This window comes from Nocardia rhizosphaerihabitans, assembly GCF_014646295.1.
Taxonomy (GTDB): Bacteria; Actinomycetota; Actinomycetes; order Mycobacteriales; family Mycobacteriaceae; genus Nocardia; species Nocardia rhizosphaerihabitans.
Genome location: NZ_BMNE01000011.1, coordinates 142,520 through 157,609 on the forward strand (window position 1 = coordinate 142,520; position 15,090 = coordinate 157,609).

Here is a 15,090-nt window from a genome sequence, read left to right on the forward strand (position 1 = left end):
CGCGGGGACTCGGCACGTTCCGGCTCAGTGACCGGTGTATACGCCTGCTCGGCGTTGCTTGAACGACAGGACGCCTTCGGCGGCGTCATCGGTGCCGACGATCTCGGCCCGCAATCGGGGAACGAGATCGAAGGCTGCCGAAACCCCCGCTTCGGCGGCGCGGCGGGAGACGGCCAGCGAGTAGCGAACGCCCATCGGTGCCGCGGCCGCAATCTCATCGGCCAGCTGCAGTGCCCGGTCGAGGAGTTCCTCCGCCGGAACCACCTCCTGCACCAAGCCGATCCGGTACGCCTCCCTGGCATCGAGGTGGTGGCCGGTGAGGAGGTACCGTTGCGCGTTCGCGTAGCCGACGGTCTCCACCCAGCGCGCCGCGCCGCCGAAGAAGGCGAAGACGCCGCGCAACACCTCGGGCTGACCGAACAGGGTGCCTTCGGCGGCGACGGTGAATTCACCGCTCAGGGCGAGCTGCAACCCTCCCGCGAAACAGACGCCGTGCACGGCGGCGATCAACGGCTTCGACAACCTGACACCCGCGGTACCGAAAGGGTCGTAGTCTCCGTCGCCGTAGACAAGCGCGCCACTCTCGACGAGTTCCTGCAACTGCGCCATATCCGCGCCCGCGCAGTACACCCCGCCCTCGCCGTAGAGCACCGCACAGCGCAGATTGTCATCTCGGTCGTAGCGCTCATACGCCTCGGCCAGTGCCTGGAACATCTCTCCAGTCAACGCATTCTTCTTTTCCGGCCGGTTCAGCCCGATCAGAAGCACGTTCCCGCGCACCTCGGTCTTGACGACATCGGACTGCATGCTCGTCGTTTCGCACACCTGCTGCCGCTCCTTCTTGGGATGATTCGCCGCCGTATGAAGGCAAGCGCTGATACATGAGTGCCGTCGTCGATCCACGTGTCAACAAGCGGGAGAACGAGAGTCCGCGAGCATGGACAGTTGGATCGTTTCCGCCATTGCCCGATAACCGGCGGGGTTGGGGTGCAGGCGGTCCGGACTGGCGTAGACGTCCTGCAGGACAGCGGGATCGGCAGGATCGCGGAGGGCGGCGTCGAAGTCGACGATGCCGTCTGCGAGGGTTTGGCTACGAATCCAGGTGTTGATCTGCTGACGGTCGGTCTCGCTACGGGGGGCCAACATGACGCCGTTGACAACGGCGTCGGAGGCTGGAAGCAGTGTGCCGATCCAGATCTTCTTGCCGTGCCGGTGTGCGGTGGTGATGAGTTGCTCATATCCCGCGATCATGGATGCCGTGTCCGCGTGTGGTGGCAGGCCGAGGTCGTTGATGCCTTCTTGGACAAGGATTCCGCTGACTCCGGCTTGGTCGAGTGCGTCTCGTGCGAACCGGGAGAGGCCACTGGGGCCGAGAAGTAGCGGCTCGCCGCTGGTCAAGAGTCGATTGCTGCCGATTCCGGCGTTGACGACCGAAATCGGAATGCGCGCGTCATCGAGTCGGCGCTGGAGCACGTCCGGGTAACGCCCATTGGTGTCGGCCACCGCGCGGTCGGCGGGGACAGCGGCGGCAGTGGCACCGACGAACCCGTCGGTGATGGAGTCGCCGAACGCGACTACGGCTCGGGTCTCGGCGGGCGCGAGCACATCTAGGGCATTGACGTAGAACCAGGCGTTGGTCGTCGAGGTGAACCCCGCGGGGTCGGGCTGTCCGGTCAGATCGCCACTACCGGCAGGGGAATAGTAGGAGGTGGCGTTGGAATTCCAGTGTTTGGTCGGCGGACCGACTGCGTCGGCTACGTGGATACTGACCGCCAGCGGCCTGAACGAGGCAGCAGTGAACGGGACCGGGTCGCTGAGTGCGTCGGCTCCGGCAGCGAGCGTGATCGAGGGCTGTCCGTCGAACAGAACCGGTGCGATATTCGCTGCGGTCGCTCCCGATACCTGATCACCGACGCTCACGGTGTCGAAGGTGACAGGTGCGAGCCCGAATCGGTTCGTCAGACGGACACGTACCTGTGTGCCGCCCAGATGTGGAGTGATGACCATGCGAAAGGTCTGATTGTGCACGGTCATCGGGACGGGCCCACCGGAGGCATCCAACGGCGTGACGGAATCGGTAGGGCTGGCCGCCCACGACGCTACGAAATGCTCTCCCCCGCAACTGTATTCTCGGGCTTGCGCGGGGGCGGGTTGCATCGCTCCCAAGACCATGGTGCCTGCGGTAGCGACGACGGCGAAAGGCACGCGCCAGGCCGATGAGCTCCGTTGCCGAACGGGCCGGGTCGAATATTTCACGATTGCTTGTGTCTCTGTATTCATAGGTCAGATGAGGGTGCCGATATCGCGGGCGACAATATTGTCCAGCGCCCGTTCGGCGACCGCGGCGATCGTCATCGACGGGTTGCAGGCCGCGGTGTTGCCGGGCATCAGCGCGCCGTCGAGGACATAGAGCCCGGGCTGGTCGTGGACGCGGCCGTCGAGGTCGCAGACCGCGCCCATGCTCGCCCCACCCAAGGGATGCCAGGTGGACGGGAACAGCGCGTTGGTATCGAGAAGAAGGCCGTCGGGTCCGGCGATGCGGTGCACGGCGGGGTCGATGTGATTGTTCTGAATGCCGCTGTCGCCGTCGGAGGGCCAGTGCAGGATCGCGTCGTCACGACTCGAGTCGTAGGCGAAGGTGCCCCGGCTGTCGCTGACTCCGAAGCCGACCATCATGGTGCTGCGCGGGTCGAGCGACAGCGGCGGCAGAGACGCCTGGATGATGGTGTGCGCGGCATGCGGATCGTCCCAGTTCTTGCTGCCGTAGACCACCGGACCGCCTTGTGGCGCACCGAATTCGGCCGACGGGTCGGTCCAGACATAGATCCGGTCGGCATTGGTCCCCCACCCCTGACCCAAGCCGTCGGGTAGGTCGGGGATCAGACCCTTGGCGCCCGCGCGAACCAGCAGGCGAGTCGTGTTGAGGCTGCCCGCGGCCATGATCAGGGTGCCCGTGGTGAGGATCTTGTTCTCGACCACCGCACCGGTGGTGTCCAGGCGCAGCACGTGCACGATCCACCGGCCGTCGGCGCCGCGTTCGACGTCGGTCACCTCGTGCAGCGTCTCGACCTTCACCAGCCCGGTGGCCTCGGCCGCCGCGATGTAGGTGACGTCGACCGAATGCTTGCCGCCGTTGTTCACGCCCATCGCGCCGTCACCGTTGGTGTAGGACGGTTTCATCTCCCCGCGCAGTTCGGCGAGCGCGAAATCCCAGTCGATGGGCATCGGGATCTTCGACAGCGGCATGCCGGCGCGCTGTACGCGTTCGGCGAAAACCCTTGCTGCTCGGTAGCTCTCGCTCGCGACCAATTCGTCGGGGGCCTCGGCCAGTTTCAGCATCTTGGCCACCCGCGGATAGTGCACCCGGTCCATCAGCGCCCAGTCGAGTTCGGCCGGGAAGTGTGTGTCGAAGACTTCCCTGGTGGGCTGGAGCGACATTCCCTGGTAGACCAGGGAACCGCCGCCGAGGCCCGCCGCGCACAGGGCGGTCATGTTCACTCCCGACACGGCTTCGACCAGGCCGGTGTAGGGCTCGAAGATCATGGGGCGGCCGAACAAGTTCGGGCTGGAGCGGTACCACAGTAGTCGCTTGTCGGGAGATGATGCCCGAGGGAAGGTTTCGGAGTTGGGGCCGGTGGGCCAGCGCAGTCCGCGTTCGAGCACCGTCACCGGCACCCCCGCCTGCGCCAGTCGCAGCGCGCTGACACCACCGCCGAATCCCGAGCCGATGACCATGACCCTGTGCTCTTCCCGCGTCAGCGGGACGGTGGCGGGCTGTGCGGCGGCCGGGACTGCCGAACCGACCGAGCGTGCGCCGAGAGCGAGAGCACCGGCCGCGGCAACACCGCCCAGCAGTGAGCGGCGCGAGAATGCAGGCATCACGAGATCCTTCATATTTGTCTGACCAAGCGGGCAGAACGGGTTTGGTTGTTCGGGACTTCTTGCGTTCCGCGAATCGCGTCCGCGGCCCGATGTCGATCAGCCGAAGGTGCGGCCGGTGAGCGGCTGCACGGGAGACTGCCGAGCAGGAAGGTCATCTCGTAGTCGAGGTCGAGACCATCGATCCCTTCATGACCACTGCTCGAGCCATTCGGGTTGACCTGCGGAAGCGATGATGGGTTCGCGTGTTCCGGCACGTCGTGCCCCGGTCGGCGCCGGTTGAGTCTGGAGAACCGCCCATATCTGCTCGAGTATTCGCACGCGGGGTGACGGAAGGCGTGTCGGCGGCGGCCCCGACCGCCGACACCGCGGCCGTACGGCGAATAGTTACCACTTCGCCGAGCCGTCCTGCCATCGCAAACTCGCGCTGACTCAACCGACACATACGACACGCTCCATGTACGCCAACCGCTTGCTTCATTGCTTCGGTGTGCTTACCCATGAGGTGCGTCACAGCAAAGCCGTCGTACAGTAACACGGTTACCGTCGCACGGTAACACGGTTACTCGAGCTCCTCCGGGTTCCAGATCCGGACGAGCTGAACACAAGACCAAGTTGGTCAACTGTTCATTTAGCGGCACCGCTCGGGTAACCGCGCCGCCCTAGGTTCGGATCGTAGGACTCGCCTGCCACCGTTCTAGCCGGAGACCATCGCATGCAATTGCCACTGCCCCGTCTGGCCGCCAGCATCGGCTCGCTCACAGCGCTCACCCTGATCACGGGCGCGCTGTACGCGCCGGGGGTCGCTCGGGCCGACACTGTCGAAACACTCGCGGCCACCCCGATCGCCGAGGCCGAGCAGATGTGCACCAGTGGCGCACCGACATTCGACGATGTGGTGACCGCTGCGGCGTCGGTCCTGCGCGGCACGGTCGGGCCCGACCAACTCGTCGGCTACGACCAGCAGGTCGCCGACTTCCGCGCCTCGATCGCCGCGGTGCGAGTGCATCGAGACGGATTGCCGATGCGTCCGGAACTGGTCGGGACCCGGACCGCCGAGATCGACGATCCGATCGTCACCTACCTCGTGAACGGCCTCGATGCGGTGCGAACCGGGCGGATCGACGAGACGATGTCGGTCTCGCACCTCACGGTCAATGACGCGATCGAGGTGTTCGTGCTCGCGACGGGCATCGTGAAGATCCCAGCCAAGCTCGCCGCCGGGATGGTGCCCACAGTCGGAATCTTCCTCAAGCCGGTGGTCAGCGCGATGTTCAACGGAACGAAAGCACTGGCTCGCGCGGTACAGAATTCGATCGACGCGGGATGCGTCGCGCCGAATGTGTATCCGCCGCTGGTGCTCGACGAAGCCGTGATCGAACCGGTCCAGGTTCCGCCGGCGGCCGAAGCGTTGGCCGCGATGGTCATGGCCGCGAACGGCAGCTGCACACCGGTCGCCGAATTGACCCTGGCCACGGTCGTCGAACGTTCACGCGCCTATCTCGACTCCGGCGCCGTGCAGGTGGACCGGGTCGCGATGCACGAGACCGCCGACGCGTTGCAGAGCTTCCTGGCGAGCAACCAGGTGGCCAAAGTGATGCTGATGCGCCGCGCTGATGATCTCGGCCCCCTGGTCGAAGCCCTCGACATGGGTCCGGTGACCTTCCTGGCCAATCTAGGCGCCGACCTGGCCGAGGGCCAGGCACTACAGACCGTGCCGCTGGCGCAGGTCAAGGTGGAGAATGCTTTCGATCTGGCGACGCTGACTCTCGACATCACCAGCCTGCTGTTCTCGGCGGGTACCACCGTCGTCGGTGTCACCGGAGTCGGTGCGGTGGTCACCACACCGCTGTCGATCGTCCAGGACTTGGTGTTCGCGCCGACCGATTACGGTGCGCCGATCATGCGCGGTGTGATGCAGTCGATGTGCGCGGTCTAGATTCGGCGGCGTCGCGATAGTGTCGGTAGTCCTCGCGAAAGTGAGCGTGCACGAGCAGTTCTCGACCTGTATTGGCCGTCGTGCATTTCTGGTAGTGCCGTTGGGTGTCGACTGTGAGCACTCTGGTCTTGGCGCTGCCGTCAGAGTTGCCTTGCGCGGTTCTTGCCTGCGCAAGGCGAACACGCTCCTCTGCCGAAGCAAAGGTTCCGGGCGCTATTCAGCTCAGCGGCGAACGTCCGTCATTCGGCATGGGCGGTCGAAATCGGCCACACCGCTGCTTGGAACACAGAGGGTTCACCATCCTCGGCGTGTGCCAGCGCGTCGCCCACCGACGAGGCGACCCACCAGCAGCCCGCAGCAGCAAAGTAGCGATTGAGGAGGCTGGGGTCATGGCTATCGCCGGACGCACCAACGGCCAGAATCCACAGGAACCTGTTAAGCAGAGTCTGCTTACTTACCGCGGCGATGATCGGCGATTTCACCTGCCACCACGCTGCTACGGCGGCTTCAGGGGACAACTCAGCGAGTAGCTGTTGGCTCTCACCAGCAGCATCGCGGGCCACATGTTCGAATCTGTCCACGGCGGGGCGCGGAACCGGTTGAGGAGTCAGACCTGCCGCAATAAGGCGCATTCGATGAGCCAGGCGACTTTCGTAGTCTCGGGCCAGTCGCTGCTCCGCCGGCGGTAGGAAGCTGATGGAGTCGACATAGCTCTGCACACATGCCCCCCTGATGTCGGTACGCGCCTCAACGAAGGCTAATGGCTCCGACCAAGAGAAGGCCACCGGTTTCCGCCCCTCTTGGCCGAGTTCGACGTGCGTGCCTGAAGCGCGATATGAACAGGACTCCATGGTCCCCACCCACTGTGACGACGGTGTGGTTGGTCTGCGCCATAGCTTCGACGTTCCCTACTCGTCCAGAAGCAGCCCACCCCACGGGAGTGCAGGGACCGTGCAACGCGAACCGTCGTCAGGTGGTCGCAGGTTCAAATCCTGTCAGCCCGACAGGCAAGCCCCCTCTGACCTCGGTCGGAGGGGTTTTCTTGCACGCGGAGATTTGACGTGGTTTGGCAAATCCCACAGAAACTCCACGGCTCGGCCGACGACCAGGCGTGCGAACCCGCCTGGTACATGCCCTCCCCTATGCCATGGTGAGCGGGTGAATCGTGGTGAAGCACCTCGCCGACGTGTGGTTGAGATGACAGCTATCGTGATCGCAGCTCGATCGACTGACGATCTACATCGAGGCGGATCAAGCCGGATCCCCACACCCACGCTCCATCTAGGCCACCTACGATCCCGCCGCCGTCGAGAACATGGTCCCGGTCGCCGGCGAGTGCTTCGCATGCCCAGGACGCACGCATGTGCCGGGGTTCGACCTCGCTGATCGGCTCATCGAAACCGAAAGGGCAATGCTCGAACCCGGCCTCGGTGAGCACCACATCAAGGGCCGCGCTCACCGCAGCCAAGCTCTCGGAGCTGGGTGGGTGAAGGTCGAACCAGGGCTGCCAGGACTCACGATTGCTCCGAAAGTTGCCTTCCTGCATGACAAAGCGAACGGCCGAGGATGCCTATCTGGTTGGCAAGCAACGCTGCACAGGTTCACAAGTGAGAGGACGCGGGCGCGGCAACCACAAAGTTAGCTGCCTAATTGCTGATCGCTGAAATTCCCCCGCGCGTCGTGCTCCGACACGCCGACAGGCGGGCGACTTCAAGGCGAGCGTCTATATGCACTCACCCGAGTATCGGGAAGTCCGTGAAGCGATCCTGTAGAAGACACCGGGCGGCCACAAGACCACGCCGCATCGCCGCAAGGTCAGCCAACGGAGAGACGCGAATCCGCTGGTAGACCACTTCTGTGGACGATGTCGAGCGCGTTCCGTTTGTGACCGTTTTGGTGACCGTTTTGAGGCTGAAGACCCGGTATCCACGATGATCTCCGGTGACGGCAGCGGCCCCGCCTCGGATGTCTCCGACGCGGGGCCGCAAGCGAAAAGAGCTGCTATGAGCTACTTTTCAAGCACTCGACACCACTACTTCTGCGCGGCCTTGAACTCGCGACGGCGGCGGTGCAGGATCGGCTCGGTGTAGCCGTTGGGCTGCTTGGTGCCCTCGAGCACCAGCTCCTTGGCCGCCTGGAACGCGATCGAGGCGTCGAAGTTCGGCGCCATCGGGCGGTAGGCCTTGTCACCGGCGTTCTGGCGGTCCACGACCGGCGCCATGCGCTCGAGGCTGGCGATCACGTCGGCCTCGGTGACGATGCCGTGGCGCAGCCAGTTGGCGACCAGCTGGCTCGAGATGCGCAGCGTGGCACGGTCTTCCATCAGGCCGATGTCGTTGATGTCGGGCACCTTGGAGCAGCCGACACCGTGATCGATCCAGCGGACCACGTAGCCCAGGATGCCCTGGGAGTTGTTGTCCAGCTCCTGACGCTTCTCCTCGTCGGACCAGTCGGTGGACTGAGCCAGCGGGATCTCGAGGATCTGGTCGACGGTGGCACGCGGGCCGCCCTTGGCGATCTCGGACTGCCGCTTGAACACGTCCACCTGGTGGTAGTGGGTGGCGTGCAGGGTGGCGGCGGTCGGCGAGGGCACCCACGCGGTGTTGGCGCCTGCCTTCGGGTGCACGATCTTCTGCTCGAGCATGCCGGCCATCAGGTCGGGCATGGCCCACATGCCCTTGCCGATCTGGGCCTTGCCGGGCAGGCCCTTGGCCAGGCCGGTGTCGACGTTCCAGTCCTCGTAGGAGGTGATCCAGGTCTGGGTCTTCATCTCGGCCTTGCGGACCATCGGCCCGGCCTCCATGGAGGTGTGGATCTCGTCGCCGGTGCGGTCGAGGAAGCCGGTGTTGATGAACACCACGCGATCCTTGGCGGCCTCGATCGACGCGGCGAGGTTGACCGTGGTGCGGCGCTCCTCGTCCATGATGCCGACCTTGAGGGTGTTGCAGGTCAGGCCGAGGACGTCCTCGATCCGGCCGAACAGCTCGTTGGTGAACGCGGCCTCGTCGGGGCCGTGCATCTTCGGCTTCACGATGTAGACCGAGCCGGTGCGGGTGTTGGCCAGCTGGGCGGAGCCGTTGAGCGAGTGCACGGCGATCAGCGAGGTGATCAGGCCGTCCATGATGCCCTCGGGAACTTCGTTGCCCTGCGCGTCGATGATCGCGTCGGAGGTCATCAGGTGACCCACGTTGCGCACGAACAGCAGCGAACGGCCGTGCAGCACCAGCTCGGAACCGTCGAGCGCGGTGAACACGCGGTCGGGGTTCATCGTGCGGGTGAAGGTCTTGCCGTTCTTGGTGACCTCTTCGGCCAGGTCGCCCTTCATCAGGCCGAGCCAGTTGCGGTAACAGACGACCTTGTCCTCGGCGTCGACCGCGGCGACCGAGTCCTCGAAGTCCATGATCGTGGTGAGGGCGGACTCGAGCACGATGTCCTTGACACCGGCGGTGTCGGTGGAGCCGATCGGCGAGTTCGCGTCGATCTGGATCTCGATGTGCAGGCCGTTGTGCTTGAGCAGCACCGAGGTCGGGGCCTCGGGGTCGCCCAGGTAGCCGACGAGCTGCGACGGGTCGGCCAGGCCGATGTCGGTGCCGTCTTCCAGGCCGATCTCGAGCTCGCCGTCGACGATCTTGTAGTACGACGAACCGATGTGCGAGCCGGTGATCAGGGTGACGGCGTCGTCGAGGAAGTTGCGACCCCACTCGATGACCTTGTCGCCGCGCACGCGGTTGTAGCCGGTGCCCTTCTCGGCGCCGTTGGCCTCGGAGATGGCGTCGGTGCCGTAGAGCGCGTCGTAGAGCGAGCCCCAGCGCGCGTTGGCGGCGTTGATCGCGAAGCGCGCGTTCATCACCGGCACCACGAGCTGCGGGCCCGCGGTGGTGGCGATCTCGGCGTCGACGTTGCCGGTGCCGATCTGGAACGGGGCGGGCTCGGGACGCAGGTAACCGATCTCGGTCAGGAACTCCTTGTAGGCGCCCTTGTCGTAGCCGGCGCCCGGGCTCTCCTGGTGCCAGGCGTCGAGCTTGCCCTGGATCTCGTCGCGTTCGGCCAGCAGTGCACGGTTGCGCGGCGCGAGGTCGTTGATGACCTGCTCGGCGCCGGCCCAGAACGCGGCGGAATCTACGCCGGTACCGGGGAGCGCCTCGTTCTCGATGAAATCGTGGAGAACGCTGGCCACCTGGAGCCCGCCGACCTGAATCCGCTCTGTCATCTACTGCCTCACTTTTGAGAAAGACGGGTGGGGAAAAGTCGATGTCATGTTACCCGTGGGTAGTGGTGACACCTCGTGTGGGTTCGAACGCCGCAGGAGCGCCGTCCATTCCGCCACGCCGAGACGCCGAGGTCGGCGCGGTGGGCGTGGCGAGCCACCCCTTGATTGTAGGCACCCGGAGAATTAATGTACTGACCGGAACATTTCTCGGCGGACAGCGCTGGTTGCCCGGCGGAGTGGAGGCACGATGAGCGTCGCGCAGCCCGGCGAACCCGTCGCTCCCGTCCGACGCCGTGGCCGCCCACCCGCCGCCGACCGCAGCGCGGCGGGCACCGGTGATCGCATCCGCGCCGCCGCCCTCGATCTGTTCGCCGAACGCGGCTTCCACGGCACCGGCGTCGCCGAGATCGGCGCGAAGGCCGACGTCCAGCGCGGCGCGCTGTACTACCACATCGGTTCCAAGGAAGAGCTGCTGTGGGAGATCCTCGGCGACTACACCCGGCTGCTGCTCGACGACGCCGAACGCATCGTCGCGGCGGGCGACGATCCGGTCCAGACCCTGCGCCTGCTCATTCGCAGTCATGTGGAGCTGATCGTCACGCACCGGCGCGCGGTGGCCGTGCACCTGCGCGACGCGGACGCGCTCACCGGGCAACGCGCCACCGAACTGCAGCAGTTGCGTGACCGGCTCCAGCGCCGCTGGCAGGACGTCATCGATGCCGGCTTCGCCGCGGGGCAGTTGCGCACCGCCGATCATGTCGTCACCAACGGCCTGCTCGGCATGCTGAACTCGCTCGGCTTCTGGTACCGCGAGCGCGGTGCGCACTCCCCCGCCGAGATCGCCGAGATCCTCACCGACACCGTCCTGTCCGGGCTCACCGCCCCGGGCGACAACACGAAAGGCTGACCATGGCTTGGGATTTCGAGACCGATCCGGAGTACCAGCGCAAGCTCGACTGGGTCGCGGAGTTCGTCCGCACCGAGGTCGAGCCACTGGATCTGCTCTACCCCAACCCGTACGACCGGACCAATCCGGAGATCAGCGCGCTGATGCGGCCGCTGCAGCAGCAGGTCAAGGATCAGGGGCTGTGGGCCTGCCATCTCGGTCCCGAACTCGGCGGGCCGGGATACGGTCAGCTCAAGCTCGCCCTGCTCAACGAAGTGCTCGGCACCTCGATGTGGGCGCCGCTCGTGTTCGGTTGTCAGGCACCGGATTCCGGCAACGCCGAGATCCTGGCGCACTTCGGCACCGCGGAGCAGAAGGAGAAGTACCTGCAGCCGCTGCTCGACGGCGAGATCGGCTCCTGCTACGTGATGACCGAGCCCACCGGCGGCTCGGATCCGACGGCGTTCCGCACCACCGCGGTCCGCGACGGTGACGAGTGGGTCATCAACGGCGAGAAGTGGTTCAACTCCTGCGCCGAGTTCGCCACCTTCCACATCGTGATGGTGGTGACCGACCCGGACGCCGAACCGCATCTGCGCTTGTCGATGTTCATCGTTCCGGCCGACGCGCCCGGCCTCGAACTGGTGCGCAATTTCACGGTGCCCGGCTTCAGCGAACACGAAGGGCACCTGCGATTCACCGACGTGCGCGTGCCCGCCGATCATCTGCTCGGCGCGGAGGGCGCCGGTTTCGTCGTCGCACAGACCCGGCTCGGCGGCGGTCGCGTGCACCACGCGATGCGCACGGTCGCGTTGGTACGCAAGGCGTTCGACATGATGTGTGAGCGCGCGGTGTCGCGCCCGGCCCGCAAAGGCGTGCTCGGCGGCTTCCAGATGACCCAGGAACGCATCGCCGACAGCTGGATCCAGATGGAGCAGTTCCGCTTGCTCGTCCTGCGCACAGCCTGGCGCATCGACCAGGCCCAGGACTACCGCGCCGTCCGCAAGGACATCGCCGCCATCAAGGTAGCGATGCCGACCGTCATGAACGACATCGCCCGCCGCGCGCTGCATCTGCACGGCGCGTTGGGTGTCAGCACCGACCTCCCGTTCCTCGACATGACCACCTACGCGGAGGTCATGGCCATCGCCGACGGACCCACCGAGGTCCACAAGATCACCCTCGCCAAAGAAGTCCTCAAGCAGTACGCCCCCGCGGACCCGGTGTACCCCACCGGTTTCCGCCCCGCCCTGCGCGAGCAGGCCCGCGACCTGGTCGCCCGCCGCCTCGAACGCGAGGTCGGCAACCTCTGATCGGAAGGTCACCGCCGGGAATCCGGAGCGGTCGCGTTCTCAGTCCACGCGCCGCACGTCGGTGGTCTCGGCGGTGACCGGCACGCCCGACACACTGTGGGGCCGCAGCTCGGCGATGACCTCGCCGGCACGGTCGACGAGGGTCGAGTGTCGTTCGCCGGCGGCGAAGGCGTGTCGTTCACCCCACTGGCGTAGCGCGACGATGGTCGTGAACAGGTCTCGCCCGGCGTCGGTGAGCTCGTAGACGTGTCGTTTGCCGCTCGGGGTGGCGCTGGTGGTGAGGATGCCGTCGTCGACGAGCCTGCGCAGGCGGTCGGCGAGGATATTGCGGGCGATCCCGAGTCGCTGCCGGAACTCGGTGAACGAGCCGGGTCCGTCCATGGCGTCGCGGACGATGAGCAGGCTCCAGCGGTCACCCACCAGGTCGACGGTACGAGCGACCGGGCAGGCGGGATCGGTCCACGCGCGATCGACGCCGGACGTCGGTGTCATCCTCACCCCTCACGTCGGGTTGCATTTCGAAACCATTATTCCCTATCGTGAGTTGGTTGCATTTTGCTACCAATTGGAGGGCTGATGGCCACCGGAATCACGCGACCGCGGCAGTCGCTGCTGGCGTCGGTGTGCGCCACGGCGGTGGCGACGATCTACGCGATCCAGCCGGTGCTGGAGACGGCGGGCGCCGAGCTGGGGTTGCCCGCCGAGTCGCTGGGCCTGCTGGTCGCCGCCGGGCAGATCGGCTATTTCGCCGGGCTGATCCTGCTGGTGCCGCTCGGCGACCTGATGAACCGGCGCGGGCTCATCAGCGGGCTGCTGGCGCTCACCGGGGTGGGCGCGGCGCTCACGGCCGCCGCGCCGACCGGTGTCGTCGCGATGGTGGGGCTCGCCGTCGCCGGGGTGTTCGCGGTCGTCGTGCAGGTGAGCGTCGCCTATGCGGCCGCGGTGTCCGCGCCCGGCGAACGCGGCCGCGTCATCGGTGCTGTCACCTCGGGAGTGGTGGTCGGCATCCTCGGGGTCCGCGTCGTCGCGGGCGTCCTCGGCGACACGCTCGGGTGGCGGGTCGTGTTCGTGCTGCTGGCCGGGTTGTGCGCGGCGCTCGCCGTCGTCACCCGAGCGGCTCTGGGCTCGGACACCCGAACGCCCGGCGCGCGCTACACACAGATCCTGCGGTCGATGGGACGCCTCGTGGTCACCGATCGCCTGTTCCGGAGCCGTGGCCTGATCACCTTCTTCCTGTTCGCCTCCTTCGGCACCCTCTGGAGCGGCCTGGCCCTGCCGCTCGGCGCCGAGCCGTGGTCACTCGGCACCACCGAGATCGGGCTCTTCGGGTTGGCGGGCCTGGCCGGCGCTCTCGGCGCGGGCCGGGCGGGCAGGTGGGCCGATGCCGGTCGCGCACAGGTGATCAGTGGGTGGTCGCTGCTGATCCTGGCCGGATCCTGGCTGCTCATCGCCCCGATGGGACCGACCCTGCTCCCGCTCGTGGTCGGCATCGTCGTGCTCGACTTCGCCGTGCAGGCCGTGCACGTCTCCAGTCAGCACCTGCTGACCACCGCGCACCCCGACCGCACCGGCAGCGTCATCGGCGCCTACATGACCTGCTATTCCGCCGGGTCCGCACTCGGCGCGGTCACCACCACGTTGGCCTACGCCGCGTGGGGCTGGTGGGCCGCCTGCGCGTTCGGTGCCGCCTACGCCCTGTGCGGCTTCGCCGTCTGGGGGCTGACCCAGCTCCGCGTCACAGTCACCGCGACGACGGAAGCCGTGGGAATTCAACCGGATCCGTGCCCACGGGCGTGAGCGTACGGACAGAGCACCCTTCGATCAGCTCATCGGCGTGACCGGATGGACCGAGAGATCGCACACCGACAGCGACTCGGACACCGCAACGGTGTCGGTCGTATTCGGCGCGGTCACCCGCAGCCCCGTGTAGGCCGGGCACACCGCGCCCGAGGCGTCGGTGGAGGTGCCCTCCACCACGGCTTCCGCACCGTGGTCCTGGGTGAGTATCACGGTCACGGGCTCGCTCTGGCTGGGTGGCAGTCCACCGAGGTAGCCCCGCGGGGTGCGGGTGGCGTACGCGGTGACCTCGCCGATCGCGTCCACGCCCGGATAGCCGGTGAGCGAACAGGGCCCGCTGGCACCGACCAGCCGGAAGCGCAGGGTCAGGCCCTGGTGGCCCGCAGCGGCGGTGACCGGGCCGACGCCGACCAGCACCTGGCCGTCGGCGCAGGCGGGAGCGGAATCCGGGAGCGGGAAACTCGGCGGGCTCGGCGGGCCCGCGGTGGCCGCCGGGGCCGATGGCACGGGCGGGCCCGGAGCAGGCACAGCGACGGGTGGGACGAGGGTGGCCGGTCCCGCGGCACTCGACTTGACCGAGGAAGCCGGTCCCGGCGCGGGCAGGGTCGGACTCGGCCTCTCCGCTGGTGCGTTCGTCCCGCCGGAATCGTTGCCACAGCCGGCGAGCAGCAGGACCGCCGCGCACGTCACGGTGGCCGGAATCAGCGCTGTCCGCATGAGCACCACTCCTCGCGATCGCCCGACGGGCACCTCACCCCGAAAATGTATCGCGACCTGCCCCTTGGCCGTTCCCCTCGGAATCGGAGCGTTACCGGAAATAAATCAGCCGACATCCGGCGCGGCGTATGCCACCATGAATTCCACGCTGGTCATTCGCACCGGCGCGAGACCGACGAGACATTTCGAGAGGAGGAGACGGCCGTGAAAACCCTTGCGCCACTGCGACAGTCCGAAAAGACCTATCGCCGCGCCGATTCGGCCCGCATCGCGCGAAGCGCAGGCAGCGATGCCATGGCCCGTCTCCGGTTCGCGCACTGACGCGGTAACCCACTCAGCTTCGACTGTC

13 protein-coding genes are annotated in these 15,090 nt (G+C 66.6%); 4 read left to right on the forward strand and 9 right to left on the reverse strand.

Features of this window, described 5'->3' with window-relative positions; all coding sequences use genetic code 11:
- Positions 1-24: 24 nt before the first annotated feature.
- The 3 genes from IEY60_RS32000 to IEY60_RS32010 all read right to left on the reverse strand — a co-directional run bounded on the left by IEY60_RS32000 (position 25) and on the right by IEY60_RS32010 (position 3,879).
- Positions 25-825 (reverse strand): crotonase/enoyl-CoA hydratase family protein, encoded by an 801-nt coding sequence (locus tag IEY60_RS32000; protein WP_229740309.1) that lies wholly within the window; start codon positions 823-825, stop codon positions 25-27.
- 81 nt (positions 826-906) lie between these two features.
- Positions 907-1,920, reverse strand: a complete 1,014-nt coding sequence (locus IEY60_RS32005) for a GDSL-type esterase/lipase family protein (protein ID WP_229740310.1) — start codon at positions 1,918-1,920, stop codon at positions 907-909.
- Positions 1,921-2,283: 363 nt separating this feature from the next.
- On the reverse strand, positions 2,284-3,879 hold the full coding sequence (locus IEY60_RS32010; RefSeq protein WP_189034265.1) for a GMC oxidoreductase: 1,596 nt from the start codon (positions 3,877-3,879) through the stop codon (positions 2,284-2,286).
- A 715-nt stretch (positions 3,880-4,594) separates the two neighbouring features.
- On the opposite strand from IEY60_RS32010, the gene IEY60_RS32015 reads away from it, so the two are divergent.
- Positions 4,595-5,818 (forward strand): hypothetical protein, encoded by a 1,224-nt coding sequence (locus IEY60_RS32015; protein WP_229740311.1) that lies wholly within the window; start codon positions 4,595-4,597, stop codon positions 5,816-5,818.
- A 239-nt stretch (positions 5,819-6,057) separates the two neighbouring features.
- On the opposite strand, the gene IEY60_RS32020 is transcribed toward IEY60_RS32015, so the two are convergent.
- The 3 genes from IEY60_RS32020 to IEY60_RS32030 all read right to left on the reverse strand — a co-directional run bounded on the left by IEY60_RS32020 (position 6,058) and on the right by IEY60_RS32030 (position 10,028).
- Positions 6,058-6,537 (reverse strand): hypothetical protein, encoded by a 480-nt coding sequence (locus IEY60_RS32020; RefSeq protein WP_189034266.1) that lies wholly within the window; start codon positions 6,535-6,537, stop codon positions 6,058-6,060.
- Between the two features lie 485 nt (positions 6,538-7,022).
- Positions 7,023-7,277 (reverse strand): hypothetical protein, encoded by a 255-nt coding sequence (locus tag IEY60_RS32025; RefSeq protein WP_189034267.1) that lies wholly within the window; start codon positions 7,275-7,277, stop codon positions 7,023-7,025.
- Positions 7,278-7,850: 573 nt separating this feature from the next.
- Positions 7,851-10,028, reverse strand: a complete 2,178-nt coding sequence (locus tag IEY60_RS32030; RefSeq protein ID WP_189034268.1) for a malate synthase G — start codon at positions 10,026-10,028, stop codon at positions 7,851-7,853.
- Positions 10,029-10,275: 247 nt separating this feature from the next.
- Between IEY60_RS32030 and IEY60_RS32035 the strand changes: the two genes are divergently transcribed.
- Together IEY60_RS32035 and IEY60_RS32040 are read left to right on the forward strand one after the other, a co-directional pair.
- A complete protein-coding gene (locus IEY60_RS32035; protein ID WP_189034269.1) occupies positions 10,276-10,935 on the forward strand; it encodes a TetR/AcrR family transcriptional regulator in 660 nt (219 codons plus the stop codon).
- A 2-nt stretch (positions 10,936-10,937) separates the two neighbouring features.
- Complete coding sequence (locus IEY60_RS32040) at positions 10,938-12,227, forward strand: acyl-CoA dehydrogenase family protein (protein ID WP_189034270.1); 1,290 nt, start codon at positions 10,938-10,940, stop codon at positions 12,225-12,227.
- A gap of 39 nt (positions 12,228-12,266) precedes the next feature.
- On the opposite strand, the gene IEY60_RS32045 is transcribed toward IEY60_RS32040, so the two are convergent.
- On the reverse strand, positions 12,267-12,719 hold the full coding sequence (locus IEY60_RS32045; RefSeq protein ID WP_189034271.1) for a winged helix-turn-helix transcriptional regulator: 453 nt from the start codon (positions 12,717-12,719) through the stop codon (positions 12,267-12,269).
- 84 nt (positions 12,720-12,803) lie between these two features.
- Here IEY60_RS32045 and IEY60_RS32050 point away from each other — a divergent pair, with 84 nt between their 5' ends.
- Positions 12,804-14,024 carry an MFS transporter gene (locus IEY60_RS32050; RefSeq protein WP_189034272.1) on the forward strand — a complete coding sequence of 407 codons (1,221 nt, stop codon included), beginning with the start codon at positions 12,804-12,806 and terminating at the stop codon, positions 14,022-14,024.
- Between the two features lie 24 nt (positions 14,025-14,048).
- Here the strand turns inward: IEY60_RS32050 and IEY60_RS32055 are convergent, their stop codons facing one another.
- Together IEY60_RS32055 and IEY60_RS32060 are read right to left on the reverse strand one after the other, a co-directional pair.
- Positions 14,049-14,741: a DUF4232 domain-containing protein gene (locus IEY60_RS32055; protein WP_189034273.1), complete on the reverse strand. Its 693-nt coding sequence runs from the start codon at positions 14,739-14,741 to the stop codon at positions 14,049-14,051.
- A gap of 105 nt (positions 14,742-14,846) precedes the next feature.
- Positions 14,847-15,059, reverse strand: coding sequence for a hypothetical protein (locus tag IEY60_RS32060; protein WP_189034274.1), 213 nt, complete (start codon positions 15,057-15,059; stop codon positions 14,847-14,849).
- Between the last annotated feature and the right edge of the window lie 31 nt (positions 15,060-15,090).